We start from the raw sequence: 16,598 nt of genomic DNA on the forward strand, positions 1-16,598 counted from the left end.
TTTAGTGCACATTGTAAAGAATAAAGTTTATTGGTTGCTTAGCGGAGCCAGACACCGCATCGAAATTACTCTAACCCCAGATCTTTGGCAATTCCCTGCATGGCTTCCAATCCCAGGGCCATAAAGTCTTCTAAACTTAAACCTAATTCACTGCAAGAAGCAATGACTTCTCTGTTGGCACCTTTCGCAAAGGCTTTTTCGCTATATCTCTTAATCAATGATTCCTTATTAATGGCAAACAGACTTTTCTCTGGACGAATTAAAGCGGCCGCTGTAATTAATCCAGTCAACGGGTCGGTGGCGTACAGAGCCTTATCCATTAAACTGTTTCTGGGCAATCCATGCATATCATTGTGTACCTTCACTGCATAGACCACATCTTCGGGTAAACCAGCTTCGGTTAGCATTTCTGCCCCCATGATACTATGTTTATGCGGGTCATCCTTGGTATAGTCATAATCTATATCATGCAGTAAACCTGCTATGGCCCATTTTTCTTGATCTTCACCAAAATGTTTAGCTAAACCGGCCATTACTGCCTCCACTGCTAAACTGTGCTTAACTAAATTTTTGTTTTTCACGTTTTTTTTCAGTAAAGCCAATGCCTCTTCTCTATTCACCGGTAAATCCCCTTTCCTTTTTGAAAAACTTAGCTGTGGCTTTGGCTGCCCTTTGTCCATCAGCCAATAATATTTCTGCTTCCATTTCCACTATTCTGCTGCGTTCATTTTTCACGTGGGCGATGGCCGTCAGTTCATCACCGATGGGTACTGGTTTAATAAACCGCACATTCATTTCCGCTGTCACCGAAGGTTTGTCGTTTTGCCATAACCAATTTCCCATCACTTCATCTAACAAAGTGGTGATCAGACCGCCATGCATATACCCCACCCAACCCTGGTGTTCAGGCCGGGGTGTAAAGACCGCAACACATTTGTCTTCATCCACCTGCGGCAGCAATTTAAGTCCGATTGGATTATGTGGGCTACAGCCAAAGCACGGATTTTCAGGATGATCTATTTTTTCAAACAAGTTAAAATGCCCCTTTTAGTTACGTTTATCTTAATATTTTACCAAAATTAGCTATAATTTTCAATGCCATTCGAAAATACGTTCCCCCGAATAACACTATTTGTAAAAACTAAAACACCCCTTAGATTAAGGAAGTGTTTTAGTTTGCCAGTCTAGCCATTCCATCTTTTAGCTTTATCATATCGAATGCCAAATTGATCGAAAACCTTCATTACGTGATGATTAATATATCCTCTAAATTCTGGGGTTTATTATAGAAGGATACCATTGGCGGCACTATTCTGACGCCAATTCTTGATAACTTAAGCATGTATTGGTTGGGACAGGAACCAGTTTTCTAATATCAAAGCCAGGCTGCTCAGCGTAATGAACCACTTTTTGACACTTAGGTTTAGCCTCTTTACCAATATCTTTGGCATACTGTTTGCCCACCGCCCGGTGGTTAAGGGCGTGGAAGCTGCTGCGCCGTGGTAATTCCGGCAGTACGCTATAACGGGCCAGGGGTTCAAACTCATCAGTAATGGGTGGGTCAACGGTGAGCGGAACCGGGCCATACTGAGAGAGAGCGGTCACAATTTTCAAACCTAAATCGCAGGCATGCAAACCATATTTTCCAGAGGCGGATTGTGCAAGCAATTTTTCATTAACCCGATAAACACCACCCACTATCGGCTCAATGTGACCACCGTGGGTGGCAACCGCATCAAGCTCGGATACCTCAATGTTGTTTTCCTTAAGGTAGTTTTCTATAACATGGAGGCGATAGTCATATTGATCCCAGATGGTATCAAACTGCTTAAGTTCCTGAGCACTGTGTACCAGGTTAGTTTTCAGTTTGCACTGGTCATTTTCGTAGTAAGCAATTTTTGTTGAAGTAGAACCGAGATTAATTGCAACAATTTTGTATTTTTTCATGATGCCCTCCAGTAAATATAAATAAGGCTGCGCATGGTTACATTCACGCGCAACCATCAGTTGCTCATCAACTAGTTAATTACCAGCCTCAGTTAATAAACGATTGTAGTTATTTTTTACCACTTCTTGGAGATAAGCAATTTCTTCCTCACTCATACCCCTGAAGTGTTTTTGCAAATTGAGGTAGTTTTCTATTGGCTTCAGTTCCTTAGGCTTGGTGTTGACAGTAATTTTGCCGTGCTCATATTCATAAAGTATCCACGCACCTGTTTGCACAGCATTTTTGCAGACCTCAATTGACTTAGAGGCATCATATCCCCAACCAGTGGGACATGGGGCATGGATGTGCAGCAAAGTAGGGCCTTCGATATCCTTTACCTTTTGCACCTTTTTGCGCAGATCTGGGATGTTGGCAACGCTTGCTGATGCACAGTAAGGAATACCATGGGCCAGCGCTATGCGCAACAAATCCTTTTTCTGGGTTGGCTTCCCTCCTGGGGTGGTAGTTGTGGACGCACCATAGGGGGTGGAACTACTGCCCTGAATACCAGTATTCATGTAAGCCTCGTTGTCATAGCAGATATATAATACGTTGTCACCGCGTTCCATCATACCGGAAAGCGATTGCAATCCGATGTCCACTGTACCACCATCACCGGCAAAGCCAACAACTTTGGTGTGATAGTTACCCTGCACTTCATAGCCTGCCTTAATACCTGCCGCATAGGCTACGGTATTTTCTAGGTTACCTTGAAATGCAGAAACACGCATGCCTGTTTCTTTACCAAATCCGCAGAAGAGGGCAGAGCAACCGGGTGGAATGACCACTGTGGTATCTTGTCCTAGGATGTCTAGCACATTGCGGATAATCAGTTCCATACCGCATCCGGCACAGGCACTGACACCGTGTGCTATAAAGTCGTCTGCTTCGGTATTAATCCTAATCATTTGTCTCCACCTTCCTTATATTCATTGCCTCCTCTGTTCTACAGTCAATCCATGTTGGCTGATCAAACGAGGTGTTAGTTTCAGCTAAAATATCAGTAAATACCTTTTCAATGGTATCGGTGCTCACGTCTCTACCACCTAGACCACCGATATAGCTTTTAACCAGTGTTTCGCTTGACAGAGCGGCCTTAACCTCTAACCATACTGGGGCACCTTGGGCGCCAAAACCAGTGGTACGGTTAAGAACTGCCACCTTTTTAATACCGCCCATCACTTCCCGTAGCTTAGCCACAGGGAATGGGCGGAAACAAGTAATCTTCACTGCCCCAACTTTAATACCTTTATCCCGCAGCTGATCCACAACATATTTGGCAGTTCCGTACATTGAGCCTAGAGTTATGATGACTGCCTCCGCATCCTCTGTACGATAGCCCTCAACAGCAGCTTTTTTGCGACCAAACTTCTGCTCAAATTCACCAAAGACTTCTTCCATCACCTGCAAAGAATTTTGATAACCAATGGCCTGCTGGTATTTCATCTCGGTTATTTCATCAGAAGGAGTCAAGTTGTTAATTACAATCGGATTCGCCGGATCTAATACCAGATTATGCGGTTGATATTTGCCGATAAATGCATCAATCTCCGCTTGTTCTGGTAAGGCAACCTTCTGCATCGAGTGAGAAGTGAGCCACTATTTCCCACTCCTTTCATCCACCATCTCAATACATTTTCTCGGACATACATTGGCACAAATGCCACAGCCTTTGCAATAATCCCACATAATTTTCACACATTCTTCACTGTTTTCCTAAAAGATTAGAGTTCTTTTGTTTGTTCATATGCCGCTCTCGCTGAATCTGCATTTTTTTCACCAGCCTTTACTCCAAAGATTTCTTTCAGTGCACTTTCCACTGATGCGATGGAAACAATGCCAGTATGAGCTAATGCACCCAGCATTGAACCATTAGGAATCCCTCTACCAATATTGTCCAGTGCAACCTGGGTACCATCTACATAATAGACCTGGCGGAAATCATATCTTTTTGCATACATTTTTGCTGTTTCAATATCAGAGGTGTTTAGTACAAGTATGGTATTTTCATGCTTCCCTTTACTTACGTCAACGTTCTTTTCACTGATGGCATCATCCATCACCAGCACAATATTTGGTTGATAGACAAAGCAGTTAACGAGAATTGGTTTCTCGTCCACAACAATGTCGGTATAAACAGGGGCACCACGGCGTTCGTGTCCATAGGCAGGTACAGTAATTGCGTATTTGTCTTCATGGATAACGCCCTTTTAATTCTGGACCTACTAAGCAAACACGAAGAACTGGGAGCGTCTGAGGTGGCTCGACTAATGGGCATGGGAAAGAGCACTGCATTTAGATTACTCTCAACGTTGGAGGGACGCCGGTTTGTAAGCAAGACAGAGAATAACAAATACCGCCTTGGTATCCACCTAGTCTCCATTGGTTCGTTAGTCATTCATCGCATGGAGATTGTTCGGGTTGTACACCCCTATTTGTTAAACCTGTCTCAACAATGTAATGAAACCGCTCACCTAGTGGTGTGGAATGACGATACAAGGGTACAGTTTATCGATAAAGTGCAAAGTAGTTCCTCCTCCATTCGCATGGAATCAATGGTGGGGATGTGCCGCCGGGCGCATCTAACGGGAACGGGGAAGGTGCTGCTGGCATATCAAAATGAAGGGGCTATTGAGCACTACATTAAGGTGGTGGATTTTTCTCCGAAAACTGCCCATTCAATCACCAATGGAGAACAACTGCTCCAAAGTTTAGAGGAAATTCGTCGCCAAGGATATGGCTGTGATGAGGATGAAAGTGAAATTGGTTTGACTTGTTTCGCAGCACCGATTATGGACTTAAGTGGACATGCACTGGCTGCAATTAGTGTTTCCGGACCCGGTGAGCGTATGAATGCACGCAGGCAAGAACTGATTAATCTGGTGAAAATAGCAGCCGCAGAAATTTCTCAGTCCTTGCAGTAAAAAGGGGCTGTTGCAAAACCTTTTGCAACAGCCCCTTTTTGTTTTGTTAATAAAATACCTTTTGCCTTACATTTTCTTTTTCAAAACAACATCTAGGAGGAAGTCCCTAATTTCCCTAATCCGCTCATCTGTCATGCGGTACCTGGGGCCGGTTACACTCAGGCCGCCAATTAAGGTTCCTGCTAAATTCCTGGTGGGTACAGCTACAGAGCGAACTCCTAATTCGCGCTCTTCAATGTCGATGGCATAACCATTCTGGCGAATTTTCTCTAATTCTGCCAGCAATTGTTCTTTGTCCACTATCGTATTATCTGTATATTTGACCCTGGGGTAAGTGTCTAAAAAGTGATCAATTTTTGCTTGGGGTAAATTGGCCAATATCACTTTACCAACGCTGGTACAGTACAACGACGATTTTTTCCCCACTTGGGAATGCACGCTAACCGATTGGGTGCTTTCCAGTTTTTCTAAGATTACCACTTCATTCCCACTCAAGACACCAAAATGCACCGTTTCATTAAACTTATGCAAAATTTCTTCTAAAGTAGGGCGAATCAGTGTGTCTAAATTTAAGGTTGTTGAGAAAACTACTGGCCCTCTGATAATACTTTACCGATAGCGAATACTTGCCATTACTTTCATTCTGAGCGATAAACCCCTTATACTCAAGGGTAAGCAGGATTTTGTGCACCGTACTTTTAGTCAAGCCTAACTTCTTTGCGATCTCTGTAACTCCCAACTCAGTGTTATTTTCATCAAAGACTAACAGGATATCACAAGCTTTTTCCACCGAGCCAATCATATATTTTGGTTTTTCATTAGTACTATCCATCATAACATCACCCGCATCTCATTATACTATACTTTCGGCAAGTGGGCATAATCACATAGTAATCTACGACAAAATAGTTACCCCCTGAGCACAAGATACCAATCCCTGCTGCCGATAAACAGAGATTTGGAGGAATACATCGTGGCAAAGCATATATTGGTTCTTAACTTAGGTTCTTAACTTAGGATCTTAATAAAAAGGTCCACCATCCTACTCGTGTTGTTTTGTGTTGTATTATAATACTTGGTTAAATATTATGATACTGCACTTTTATAATAGTGCAAATTTTGTCGAAAACCAAGTAATTATAATTAAATTTTGAATTGTTTGCAAATTCACTTTTCTCAAAGCCTTGTGGCACACGCGTTACAGAGTTTAAATTTTACTAAGTTAAGTGTCAAAACCCCTAAATCGCTTAAAATATCACATTCACGTTACTGAAAGTGAAATAAACAGGGACTGTTGCAAAAAGCGCTGTAGGGGCAAGTTTCCATGCCTGCCCGCCAGCACAAACCTATGTGCTCAGGCGGGTCGGCGTGGAAACCGCCTCGCTACAGTAGATTTCACAACAGTCCCTGTTTATCTCTTAAATACGTTTACACTTATACTTAAAATAAAAATGCTGGGCATCAAGCAGCAAGCCCAGCATTTTTTTATTCTTATAGTCTTGTCAGTAGTGGACCAATGATCAGGGAGATGGTCCCAGCAACCTTGATCAATGGGTTCATGGCAGGACCGGAGGTATCTTTAGATGGGTCACCAACGGTGTCACCGATAACAGCAGCCTTGTGAGGCTCTGAACCTTTACCACCTAAGTTACCTTGTTCAATCCACTTCTTAGCATTGTCCCAAGCACCACCAGCGTTGGAGAGGAACAGAGCTAACAGTACACCTGTTACAGTTAAACCGGTCAAGAAACCAGCCAGTGCTTTAGCACCCAGCAGGAAACCAACCAGGATTGGGCTACATACAGCAACTAGACCAGGGAAGATCATTTTGGCGATAGCAGCTTTAGTAGCGATGTCTACGCAACGGGCGTAGTCAGGCTTGTTCTTGTATTCCATAATGCCAGGAATCTCACGGAACTGGCGACGAACCTCTTCAACCATATCAAAGGCCGCTTCACCAACGGCGCGCATTGTGCGGGCACCAACCAAGAATGGAACAGCACCACCAATGAACACACCCACCAGAACCATTGGTTCGGTCAAGTTAATTACCAATTCTTCCAAACCAAACTTATGTTTAATACCATCAACATAAGCACTGAACAGAGCCAGAGCGGTTAGCGCTGCGGAACCGATGGCAAAACCTTTGGCGATGGCAGCAGTGGTGTTACCAACTGCGTCCAGTTTGTCAGTCTTCTCACGCACTTCTGGAGGCAGTTCACACATTTCAGCAATACCACCGGCGTTGTCAGCAACCGGACCAAAGGAATCCATTGCCACAATGATACCAGCGGTGGATAACATACCCATAGCAGCCATGGCAATACCGTAGATGGACCACATTACGCCAGCCTCTGGGCTAGGTGCAAAGGATGAAACCATGGCAAATGAGAAGTAAATGGCACCGGCAAAGAACAACATTGGGAATAGTACTGATTCCATACCAACGGATAAACCGTGAATTACGTTGGTGGCCGGGCCAGATTTTGAAGCCTCAGCAATTCTCTTAACAGGTTCTTTACCAGCCGCGGTATAGTACTCTGTTAACCAACCAATGGCTACGTTAACAATTAAACCAGCAACTACAGCCAAGAAAATACCTGTACTTACATCACCGTAAGCAACCCCATTCTCAGCCACTCCATCGGCCGGGAATATTCTTTTAGCGATAAACCATGTAAATATAGCGGTTAAAATGTTAGTTATCCAAATACCAATGTTCAAAGCAGTTTGTGGGTTACCATCTTCAGATGTCCGTACAAAGAATGTACCGATAATAGCAGCCACAATACCTGCTGCACCAATTAACAATGGGAAAATAATACCTGCAAAACCAAACAGGGTGTTACCAATCAGCATACCAGCGATGGTGGTAGCCGCATAGGATTCAAACAAGTCAGCACCCATACCAGCGGTGTCACCAACGTTGTCACCAACGTTGTCAGCGATGGTAGCTGGGTTACGTGGGTCGTCCTCAGGAATACCAGCTTCTACTTTACCAACCAGGTCACCACCAACGTCAGCAGCTTTGGTATAAATACCGCCGCCAACCCGGGCGAAGAACGCAATTGCAGAAGCACCAAATGCGAAGCTGTTAATTACCAGTGGATCTCCGAAAATAATGAACAATACTGAAACACCCAGTAGACCAAGACCAGCAACGGATAGACCCATTACTGCACCAGCCTTAAAGGATACGTCCAACGCAGCAGCCAACCCTCTGCTACGGGCAGCCTCAGTGGTACGAGCGTTTGATTTAGTGGTACTGTTCATACCGATGTAACCAGCAATTGCAGAACAAATAGCACCAACCAAGAATGAAATGGCGGAAGGAGCACCTACTGGTAAGTGGCTACCTTCAGCAGGGGTAACAACAAAAGCAGCACCCCAAAGAGCAACAAAAATTACAAGTGCAAAGGGAATCAATGTTTTGTACTGGCGGTTCATGTAAGCCATAGCGCCTTCCTGGATGGCTAAAGAAAGATCACGCATCTTAGGTGTACCCATGTCGTTTTTCAAAACGCTAGCCAGGGTAACAAAGGCAAAAATTAGGGCTAAAGCACCAGCGCCAGCGGCATAATAAGCTAATGTCATATCCACTTGAACATTACCCTCCTTAATCTTTCTCTCTCTTTTTAATTTTTGTTTACCAAGCAACTAAAACTAAAGATAATACTGCGAAGAGGACACTAAGGGCCACAGTGACTCTGCCTAGCATGCCATCTATACCTTTTCTTCTGCCGCCAAACAAAGTTTCTGCCCCACCAGCGATACTACCAGACAAACCGGCACTCTTACCGGATTGAAGTAGCACAGAGGCTATCAGTCCTAGTGCAATCAGCATTTGAAGGCCGATCACAAAGCCCTTCAATAGATTCACCTCCTTGCAAAGTATAAAATTTCAACTTCATTATAACACAGGCATTCGAATGTGACAATAATAACAAACGAATATTTAGCAACAATGTTATGCCTGTATAGTTATAATATTTAAAAAGTAAAATCTGGGGGGCTTAGAAAAAGCCCCTCAGCCCTTATTTATCAAGATTGTAAAACGCCTTGCGGCCAGGGAATTTGGCCAGGTATGACAGGTCTTCTTCGATGCGCAGTAGCTGATTGTATTTCGCCACCCGGTCGGTGCGTGAAGGTGCACCAGTCTTAATTTGACCGGCATTGGTGGCCACCACCAGGTCAGCAATTGTCGAATCTTCAGTTTCGCCCGAACGGTGGGAAACCACGGCTGTATAGCCCGCACGCTTGGCCATTTCAATGGCATCCAGCGTCTCGGTGAGAGTACCAATTTGATTTACTTTAATTAAAATGGAGTTTGCTACTTTTGTAGCAATCCCTTGGGATAATCTGTCAGTGTTGGTAACAAATAGGTCATCGCCCACCAATTGTACATGCTTACCTAACCGCTCGGTTAATAATTTCCAACCGTCCCAATCATCTTCGGCCAAGCCATCTTCAATGGATATGATGGGGAATTTAGCCACCAATTGCTCATAGTAAGCAATCATTTCCTCTGCCGTTTTGGCCACCCCTTCAATCACATATTTGCCATCTTGGTACAGCTCGGTGGCAGCCACATCCATTGCCAGCGCCACATCTTCACCGGGCTTGTATCCCGCAGCGGTGATGGCTTCCACTATTACTTCCAAAGCCTCTTGGTTTGAACCCAAGTTGGGAGCGAAGCCACCTTCATCGCCCACCGCTGTATTTAAACCTTTGGCCTTCAACACTTTTTTGAGGTTATGAAATATTTCTGCACCCATACGCAGTGCTTCGCTAAAGTTTTCTGCACCAACGGGCATCACCATAAATTCTTGAATGTCCACATTGTTATCGGCATGCTCGCCACCGTTTAATATGTTCATCATGGGCACCGGCAATTCTTTACCATTGGTGCCGCCTAAATATTGATACAGTGGCAATCCAAGGGATTCGGCCGCCGCCTTGGCCACCGCCAACGATACACCCAAAATGGCGTTGGCACCCAATTTACCTTTGTTGGCAGTGCCGTCCAACTCAATCATCAACTGGTCAATACCCAGTTGGTCGGTGGCATCCATTTCCAAAATTTCTGGGCCGATGATGTCATTAACATTATCAACGGCTTTGGTAACCCCTTTACCCAAGTAGCGGCCTTCATCGCCATCCCTCAGTTCCACTGCTTCGTAAGCACCGGTAGAAGCGCCCGATGGCACCGCTGCCCTGCCCAGTGTGCCGTCTTCCAATACAACATCCACTTCCACAGTGGGGTTGCCCCGGGAATCCAATATTTCCCTGGCCCGAACATCAATAATTGTGGTATCCATTTTGTTGTTCCTCCTTTTGTAATAGGTCATTCATAATTCACAATTCAAAATTCATAATTAGTCTAGTCTTTAACTATCAAAGATTTTCCGGTCATCTCTTTTGGTTGTTCAATATGTAGTATTTCCAACATGGTGGGCGCTATGTCTTCCAGCCGGCCGGTCTTTAACTTAACCTGTTTGTATTGATTGTCGTTTATCAAAATAAATGGTACCGGATCGGTGGTGTGGGCAGTCACCGGGTTGCCCGCTTCATCTGCCATTAACTCAGCGTTGCCATGGTCGGCAGTAATCAGCACGGTGCCCTGACGTGCCAAGACCGCCCGGACCACTTGGCCCACACACTTATCCACCGCCTCAATGGCTTTAATGGCGGCATCCATTTTGCCGGTGTGACCCACCATATCTGTGTTGGCATAATTCATAATTATAACCTGATACTGGTCCAGTGCCAACTGCTCCAACAGCGCAGCGGTAACTTCATTGGCACTCATTTCGGGCTTTAAGTCATAGGTGGCCACTTTGGGAGAGGGAATCAGTACCCTTTCTTCCCCGGGATTGGCCACTTCCACGCCCCCATTAAAGAAAAAGGTCACATGGGCATACTTCTCGGTTTCAGCCAATCTTAGCTGCTGCACATTATTTTTGCTCAACACTTCACCCAAGGTATTGACCAGTTTTTGTGGTTTAAAAGCAATCGGTGCCACAATGGTTTTATCGTATTGTGTCATACAAACAAAGTGTACCCGAGGATGTTCCGCCGGACGTTTAAAACCACTAAAATCCCGATCCACAAAGGCCCGGGTTATTTGGCGGGCTCGGTCGGGCCTAAAATTATAAAAGATTATGGCATCCCCGTCCCTAACGGTGGCCAAAGGCTTGCCGTTGGGAGTTACCATCACCGTCGGTTGCACAAATTCATCGGTTTCATCCCGCCGATAGGATTCTTCAACGGCCTCCTCGGCGTGTTCCGTTTTCAAGCCTTCACCCAACACCAGCGCCCGATAGGCCCTTTCGGTGCGGTCCCAGCGCTGATCCCGATCCATGGCGTAATAGCGGCCCATGACGGTAACAATTTTACCCACTGCCAATTGGGCACACTTTTTCTCTAGCTCATCGATATATTGTTGGGCGTTGGCCGGCGGCACATCCCGCCCGTCTAAAAAGACATGAATATACACCCGCTCCAGGTTTTCCCTTTTGGCCAGCTCCAATAGGGCAAATAAATGGTTTATATGGCTGTGCACCCCGCCATCTGACAATAAACCCATTAAGTGTAGCGCACTGCCGTTTTTTTTCACCGTTTGTATGGCCGCCAAAAATTCCGGGTTGGCAAAAAAACCGCCCTCTTTTATTTCCTTAGTGATCCGAGTTAATTCTTGATATACCACCCGGCCGGCGCCAATATTTAAGTGCCCCACCTCTGAGTTGCCCATTTGACCCTCGGGCAAGCCCACGTCTTCCCCCGAAGCGCTGAGCATTGTATGGGGATAATGTTTATAATATTGGTCAATATTCGGTTTTTTCGCCAGAGCAATGGCATTGCCCTGTTGCTGATTGCTAATACCCCAACCGTCCAGAATCATTAAGACCAGGGGCTGTATTGATGGACTCAAATACCTTTCCCCCTCACTAACCCCTGGCAGATTCTTTAATAATGCCGGCAAAGCTGTCAGCCTTCAAACTGGCACCGCCCACCAGCGCACCGTCAATATCCGGTTGAGACATTAGCCCGGCCGCATTGTCCGGTCTAACACTACCACCATACTGAATGCGCACTTGATCTGCACTGGCACCAACCATACCCTTAACCACATTGCGAATAAAGGCAATCACCTGTTGGGCATCTTCGGTGGAAGCGGTTTTGCCGGTGCCGATGGCCCAAACTGGTTCGTAGGCAATGACCATATTGGCCACCGTTTCGGCGTCAAAGCCCTTTAATGCTGCCTCGGTTTGGGCACCAACCACCTGTTCAGTAACCCCCTGCTCTCTTTCCGCCAGGGTTTCACCCACACAAATTATCGGTATCATGCCATGCTTTAACACAGCGGTTACCTTTTTATTCACACTTTCATCGGTTTCGCCAAAGTACTGACGCCGTTCCGAGTGACCCACAATCACATACTTACAGCCCAATTCAGCCAGCATACCCGGGGATACCTCTCCGGTAAAAGCCCCTTCCTCTTCCCAATACACGTTTTGGGCTCCCACAGCAATGTTGGTGCCTTGGGCAGCCTCAATCACTGCTTGAATGGCAGTAAAGGGTGGACACAACACCACTTCCACGGTGGTATCGGTCACCTGACCGCTAAGTTCCTTAACAAAGTCTGACGCTTGTTGTGTATTTTTATGCATTTTCCAGTTGCCTGCTATAATCGGTTTGCGCATCTGCCTGCCTCCTCTCACCAAACATATTTTACTATATTTTTGCAAAAAGGACTCAATTTTCTGAGCCCTACACAAATTTCATTTTTATTTGTCCTTTAAAACCGCTACCCCGGGCAATGATTTGCCCTCTAAAAATTCCAACGAGGCCCCGCCACCGGTGGAAATGTGACTAATGCGATGGGCTACGCCGGTCTTTTTAATGGCTGCCGCCGAATCTCCGCCACCCACTACACTGACGGCATCGGAGTCGGCCAACGCTTTGGCCACCGATTCAGTGCCCTGGGCAAAGGCATCCTGCTCAAATACACCCATGGGGCCGTTCCAAACCACCGTTCCCGCAGCCTTAACCGCCTCGGCAAACTTAGTTGCCGTTTGGGGTCCAATGTCTAAAATCATCAAATCTGCAGGTACTTGTTCTACAGAAACCGTCTTAACTACAGTGGGATTTTCCAATGCATCAGCCACAACAGCATCCATTGGTAGCAAAAGCTCAACGCCGCTGGTTTCAGCCTGTTTCATTAGCTGCTTTGCCAAATCCAATTTGTCAGCCTCCAGCAGTGATTTGCCCACCTCTACCCCCTGGGCCTTTAAAAATGTGTTGGCCATACCGCCACCAATGATTAACGTGTTTACTTTGCCCAACAAGTTTTCAATGACGCCAATTTTATCCGATACTTTGGCGCCCCCAATGATGGCCACAAAGGGCCGCTTGGGATTTTCCACCGCCTGACCCAACATATCCAGTTCCTTTTGTAGCAGGTAACCAGCCACTGCCGGCAAATACTCCGCTACCCCAGCGGTGGAAGCATGGGCCCGATGGGCAGTGCCAAAGGCATCATTAACAAAGACATCGGCCAATTCCGCCAATTGTTTAGCAAACTGCGGGTCGTTTTGGGTTTCCTGTTGATAAAATCTGACGTTTTCCAACAAAACCACGTCGCCCGGTTGCATTTGATCAATGGCCTGTTTGGGTGCATCGCCAATACAATCGTCAACCTTCACCACCAGTTTGTCTAGCAACTCAGAAAGCCTACTGGCCACTGGGGTGAGGCGGAATTCCTCCTTCACTTGACCCTTCGGACGTCCCAGGTGGGAAGCCAAAATAACCTTGGCCCCTTTATCCACCAAGTACTTGATGGTGGGCAATGCCGCCCGAATGCGAGTATCATCGGTAATTATGCCATCTTTCAATGGTACGTTAAAATCCACCCGCACCAAAACCCGCTTACCGGTTACATCCATATCCTCTATGCTTTTTTTCGGCAACAAAATCACCTTCCACAAACCTAGTATGTATTGGCAATAAGGGCTCAAAATATGAGCCCTTATTATCCAGAATTTATTATTAGTTTAATTACATTTTTGATGCAATAAATTTAACTAAATCCAGCACCCGGTTGGAATAACCCCACTCGTTGTCATACCAAGCAATTACTTTGGCCATGTTGCCTTCCATAACCATGGTGGAAAGACCATCCACAATGGATGAATGGGGATTGCCATTGTAGTCACTGGATACCAACGGCAAGTCAGAGAACATTAAAATGCCCTTCATTTCGTTGTCCGCTGCTGCCTTTAAGGCGGCATTTATTTCTTCAACGGTGGTGGACTTTTTCAGTTCACACACCAAATCCACAACGGATACGTTTGGTGTTGGCACCCGCATCGCAAAGCCATTCAGCTTGCCTTCCAATTCTGGCAATACCAAAGCCACCGCCTTTGCAGCACCGGTGGTGGTGGGAATAATGGAAAGGGCTGCCGCCCGGGCGCGACGCAAGTCTTTGTGTGGTAAATCAAGGGTGTTCTGGTCGTTGGTGTATGAATGCACGGTGGTCATTAAACCCTTAACAATGCCAAACTTGTCACTGAGCACTTTGGCCACCGGAGCTAAACAGTTGGTGGTACAAGATGCGTTGGAAACGATGTGGTGATTGGCTGGGTCATAAATGTCATCGTTTACACCCATCACGATGGTGGCATCAGGATTTTTACCCGGTGCACTAATTACCACCTTCTTAGCACCAGCTTTCAGGTGCTTAGCGGCATCATCTCGCTTGGTAAACCGGCCAGTGGATTCCACAACGATATCTACCCCAGTTTCACCCCAGGGTAATTTTTCTGGATCAGCTTCGGCATAAACCTTTACTTCTTTACCGCCAACAATCAGCGCGTCCTCGGTGGCTTCAACCTCTGGGGCAAAGATGCCATGCACTGAATCATATTTTAATAAGTGCGCCAACGTTTTGGAGAATGTCAAATCATTTACAGCAGCAAAATCCAGTCCAACCTTTTGTTGTGGTGGATTGATGCGACGTGATTTGTGGTTAATACCAACAACTTCAAAATCTCCGGTCTCTGCTGCGGCCCTTAGAACTAAACGTCCTATTCTTCCAAATCCATTAATACCAACTCTTATGGTCATTGGTAGTATCTCCCCTTTCGGTGCGATTAATTGTTCTTTGTGACATACTATTTATTATATTTATACTATATACTACCGCATAATTCCTCTTTTGTGATACTATTAATTTAATTTTTTTACAGCCACACCAATATCATTTGCAACCGCCAACTTAATCATGCAAAATTCAACATTTGACCTTAATACCTCTTCCGTTGGCTGGTGGAAAGTATGCCCAGTTCATCCCGATACTTGGTCACGGTGCGCCGTGAGATTTGGATGCCCTTCTCTTTCAATAAATCAGCAATTTTCTGATCACTGAGCGGCTTTTTGGGGTCTTCCCCGGCCACCACTTCCTGCAGCAGCTTTTTTATACTTTCAGAGGACACATCATTGCCCTGCTGCCGTTTAATGCCACTGGAGAAAAAATATTTCATTTCAAAAACCCCTTGGGGCGTCTGAATATACTTATTGGCGGTGGCTCTACTGATGGTGGATTCATGCAGTTCTAAGCGGTTGGCCACGTCCTTTAGGTTCAGTGGCTTTAAATACTTCACTCCATAATCTAAAAATTCCTGCTGTAATTCAACTAAGGTGTTGGTCACTCGGTACAGCGTCATGCGCCTTTGCTCAATACTGCGGATCAGCCACAGAGCGGCATTAAGTTTGGTTTCCACATACTTGCGAGCATCGTTATCTTGGGATTGCTTGACAACGGATTTATAAAGGTTATTGACCCTAATCCGGGGCACAGTGACATCATTAACTAAAATTATATATTCATCCCCAACCTTCTCCACCACCACATCCGGCACAATAAATTGATTGTCATCTCGATGGGAAAAGTTCCGGGCCGGTTTTGGATCTAACATCCGAATGGTATCTGCCACCCGCTGCACTTCCTTAACGGTAACCCCAAGTTTGGTGGCAATTTTATTATATTTACCCTGGGCCAAATCCTTTAAATGTCGTTGAATAATTGATATCAGCAATGGGTTTTCTTTATTAATGCCCTTTACCTGCAGCAACAAACATTCTTCCAACGTGCGGGCCCCTATGCCCACCGGTTCCATAGACTGTAGCACTTCCAGGGCTGCCGCCACCTTGTCATCGGTGCTGTTGAGCTCATGCTTAACCTCGTCCAGGCTAATATGCAAATATCCCCTAGGGTCCAAATTGCCAATTAAGTACTTAACTATCACCGCAATATCCTTTGGACAATTGCTCATGGCCAGTTGAAAGTTCAAATGTTCAGATAAACTGGGCGCTTCGGCCACAAAGGCTTCGTAATTGTATTCTTTGTCCCGATTAATTGGCCCTCCGGAATCTCCTAAGTCACTGCTATCCTGAAAGTATTCCTGCCAATCGATATCAAACTTATCCTCATGGCCACCTGCATCAGCCTGATCCAGCCCGGCCTCTTCAACGGTCTTTTCCAACAGCGGATTCTCCTGCAACTGTTGTTCCACAAACTGGGTTAAGTCTAAGGATGACATTTGCAAAATGGCAATGGCCTGCCTCAACTCTGGGGTCATAATTAATTTTTGAGTTTGTTCTATAGATAATCCGTAACCCAAACGCAA

General features: G+C 45.6%; 18 protein-coding genes. 1 reads left to right on the plus strand and 17 read right to left on the minus strand.

What is annotated here, in order from left to right; genetic code table 11:
• Positions 1–65: 65 nt before the first annotated feature.
• The 7 genes from V6C27_01475 to V6C27_01505 form a co-directional block, all read right to left on the minus strand.
• Entirely contained in the window at positions 66–620 is a 555-nt protein-coding gene (locus V6C27_01475; GenBank protein MEG6615096.1) for an HDIG domain-containing metalloprotein, read from the minus strand.
• Positions 613–1,032: a PaaI family thioesterase gene (locus tag V6C27_01480; GenBank protein MEG6615097.1), complete on the minus strand. Its 420-nt coding sequence runs from the start codon at positions 1,030–1,032 to the stop codon at positions 613–615. The genes V6C27_01475 and V6C27_01480 overlap by 8 nt, the downstream gene beginning before the upstream one ends.
• 276 nt (positions 1,033–1,308) lie before the next feature.
• Positions 1,309–1,947 carry a hypothetical protein gene (locus V6C27_01485; GenBank protein ID MEG6615098.1) on the minus strand — a complete coding sequence of 213 codons (639 nt, stop codon included), beginning with the start codon at positions 1,945–1,947 and terminating at the stop codon, positions 1,309–1,311.
• Between the two features lie 75 nt (positions 1,948–2,022).
• Positions 2,023–2,895: a thiamine pyrophosphate-dependent enzyme gene (locus V6C27_01490; protein ID MEG6615099.1), complete on the minus strand. Its 873-nt coding sequence runs from the start codon at positions 2,893–2,895 to the stop codon at positions 2,023–2,025.
• Positions 2,888–3,568: a transketolase C-terminal domain-containing protein gene (locus V6C27_01495; GenBank protein MEG6615100.1), complete on the minus strand. Its 681-nt coding sequence runs from the start codon at positions 3,566–3,568 to the stop codon at positions 2,888–2,890. Before V6C27_01495 ends, V6C27_01490 begins: the two co-directional genes overlap by 8 nt.
• 18 nt (positions 3,569–3,586) lie before the next feature.
• On the minus strand, positions 3,587–3,676 hold the full coding sequence (locus tag V6C27_01500; GenBank protein ID MEG6615101.1) for a 4Fe-4S binding protein: 90 nt from the start codon (positions 3,674–3,676) through the stop codon (positions 3,587–3,589).
• Positions 3,677–3,711: 35 nt separating this feature from the next.
• On the minus strand, positions 3,712–4,188 hold the full coding sequence (locus tag V6C27_01505) for a 2-oxoacid:acceptor oxidoreductase family protein (GenBank protein MEG6615102.1): 477 nt from the start codon (positions 4,186–4,188) through the stop codon (positions 3,712–3,714).
• Here V6C27_01505 and V6C27_01510 point away from each other — a divergent pair.
• Positions 4,183–4,911, plus strand: a complete 729-nt coding sequence (locus tag V6C27_01510) for an IclR family transcriptional regulator (GenBank protein MEG6615103.1) — start codon at positions 4,183–4,185, stop codon at positions 4,909–4,911. The genes V6C27_01505 and V6C27_01510 overlap by 6 nt on opposite strands.
• Positions 4,912–4,977: 66 nt before the next feature.
• On the opposite strand, the gene V6C27_01515 is transcribed toward V6C27_01510, so the two are convergent.
• The 10 genes from V6C27_01515 to rpoN all read right to left on the minus strand — a co-directional run bounded on the left by V6C27_01515 (position 4,978) and on the right by rpoN (position 16,598).
• The gene (locus V6C27_01515) at positions 4,978–5,391 is read right to left on the minus strand and encodes an IclR family transcriptional regulator (GenBank protein MEG6615104.1); all 414 of its coding nucleotides are present in this window, start codon (positions 5,389–5,391) and stop codon (positions 4,978–4,980) included.
• Between the two features lie 43 nt (positions 5,392–5,434).
• Positions 5,435–5,743 (minus strand): IclR family transcriptional regulator, encoded by a 309-nt coding sequence (locus tag V6C27_01520; protein ID MEG6615105.1) that lies wholly within the window; start codon positions 5,741–5,743, stop codon positions 5,435–5,437.
• 659 nt (positions 5,744–6,402) lie between these two features.
• Positions 6,403–8,505, minus strand: coding sequence for a sodium-translocating pyrophosphatase (locus V6C27_01525; GenBank protein ID MEG6615106.1), 2,103 nt, complete (start codon positions 8,503–8,505; stop codon positions 6,403–6,405).
• Positions 8,506–8,557: 52 nt separating this feature from the next.
• On the minus strand, positions 8,558–8,791 hold the full coding sequence (gene secG, locus V6C27_01530) for a preprotein translocase subunit SecG (protein MEG6615107.1): 234 nt from the start codon (positions 8,789–8,791) through the stop codon (positions 8,558–8,560).
• A 154-nt stretch (positions 8,792–8,945) separates the two neighbouring features.
• Positions 8,946–10,229 carry a phosphopyruvate hydratase gene (eno, locus tag V6C27_01535; protein ID MEG6615108.1) on the minus strand — a complete coding sequence of 428 codons (1,284 nt, stop codon included), beginning with the start codon at positions 10,227–10,229 and terminating at the stop codon, positions 8,946–8,948.
• 62 nt (positions 10,230–10,291) lie between these two features.
• On the minus strand, positions 10,292–11,842 hold the full coding sequence (gene gpmI / locus V6C27_01540) for a 2,3-bisphosphoglycerate-independent phosphoglycerate mutase (protein MEG6615109.1): 1,551 nt from the start codon (positions 11,840–11,842) through the stop codon (positions 10,292–10,294).
• Between the two features lie 16 nt (positions 11,843–11,858).
• Entirely contained in the window at positions 11,859–12,614 is a 756-nt protein-coding gene (gene tpiA, locus V6C27_01545) for a triose-phosphate isomerase (protein ID MEG6615110.1), read from the minus strand.
• Between the two features lie 84 nt (positions 12,615–12,698).
• On the minus strand, positions 12,699–13,880 hold the full coding sequence (locus tag V6C27_01550; protein ID MEG6615111.1) for a phosphoglycerate kinase: 1,182 nt from the start codon (positions 13,878–13,880) through the stop codon (positions 12,699–12,701).
• Between the two features lie 88 nt (positions 13,881–13,968).
• Positions 13,969–15,036 carry a type I glyceraldehyde-3-phosphate dehydrogenase gene (gap, locus tag V6C27_01555; protein MEG6615112.1) on the minus strand — a complete coding sequence of 356 codons (1,068 nt, stop codon included), beginning with the start codon at positions 15,034–15,036 and terminating at the stop codon, positions 13,969–13,971.
• 179 nt (positions 15,037–15,215) lie between these two features.
• On the minus strand, positions 15,216–16,598 hold the full coding sequence (gene rpoN, locus V6C27_01560) for an RNA polymerase factor sigma-54 (GenBank protein ID MEG6615113.1): 1,383 nt from the start codon (positions 16,596–16,598) through the stop codon (positions 15,216–15,218).

It is taken from the genome of Peptococcaceae bacterium 1198_IL3148 (assembly GCA_036763105.1).
In the GTDB taxonomy this organism is placed as follows: domain Bacteria; phylum Bacillota; class Desulfotomaculia; order Desulfotomaculales; family Desulfohalotomaculaceae; genus JBAIYS01.

Excerpts from the sequence above, each read along its gene's own strand:
- V6C27_01520 (MEG6615105.1), bottom strand. The coding sequence starts at position 5,743 with ATGGATAGTACTAATGAAAAACCAAAATATATGATTGGCTCGGTGGAA.
- tpiA (MEG6615110.1), bottom strand. The coding sequence starts at position 12,614 with ATGCGCAAACCGATTATAGCAGGCAACTGGAAAATGCATAAAAATACA.
- eno (MEG6615108.1), bottom strand. The coding sequence starts at position 10,229 with ATGGATACCACAATTATTGATGTTCGGGCCAGGGAAATATTGGATTCC.
- V6C27_01525 (MEG6615106.1), bottom strand. The coding sequence starts at position 8,505 with ATGACATTAGCTTATTATGCCGCTGGCGCTGGTGCTTTAGCCCTAATT.
- V6C27_01490 (MEG6615099.1), bottom strand. The coding sequence starts at position 2,895 with ATGATTAGGATTAATACCGAAGCAGACGACTTTATAGCACACGGTGTC.
- V6C27_01485 (MEG6615098.1), bottom strand. The coding sequence starts at position 1,947 with ATGAAAAAATACAAAATTGTTGCAATTAATCTCGGTTCTACTTCAACA.
- V6C27_01510 (MEG6615103.1), top strand. The coding sequence starts at position 4,183 with ATGGATAACGCCCTTTTAATTCTGGACCTACTAAGCAAACACGAAGAA.
- V6C27_01500 (MEG6615101.1), bottom strand. The coding sequence starts at position 3,676 with ATGTGGGATTATTGCAAAGGCTGTGGCATTTGTGCCAATGTATGTCCG.
- V6C27_01495 (MEG6615100.1), bottom strand. The coding sequence starts at position 3,568 with ATGCAGAAGGTTGCCTTACCAGAACAAGCGGAGATTGATGCATTTATC.
- gap (MEG6615112.1), bottom strand. The coding sequence starts at position 15,036 with ATGACCATAAGAGTTGGTATTAATGGATTTGGAAGAATAGGACGTTTA.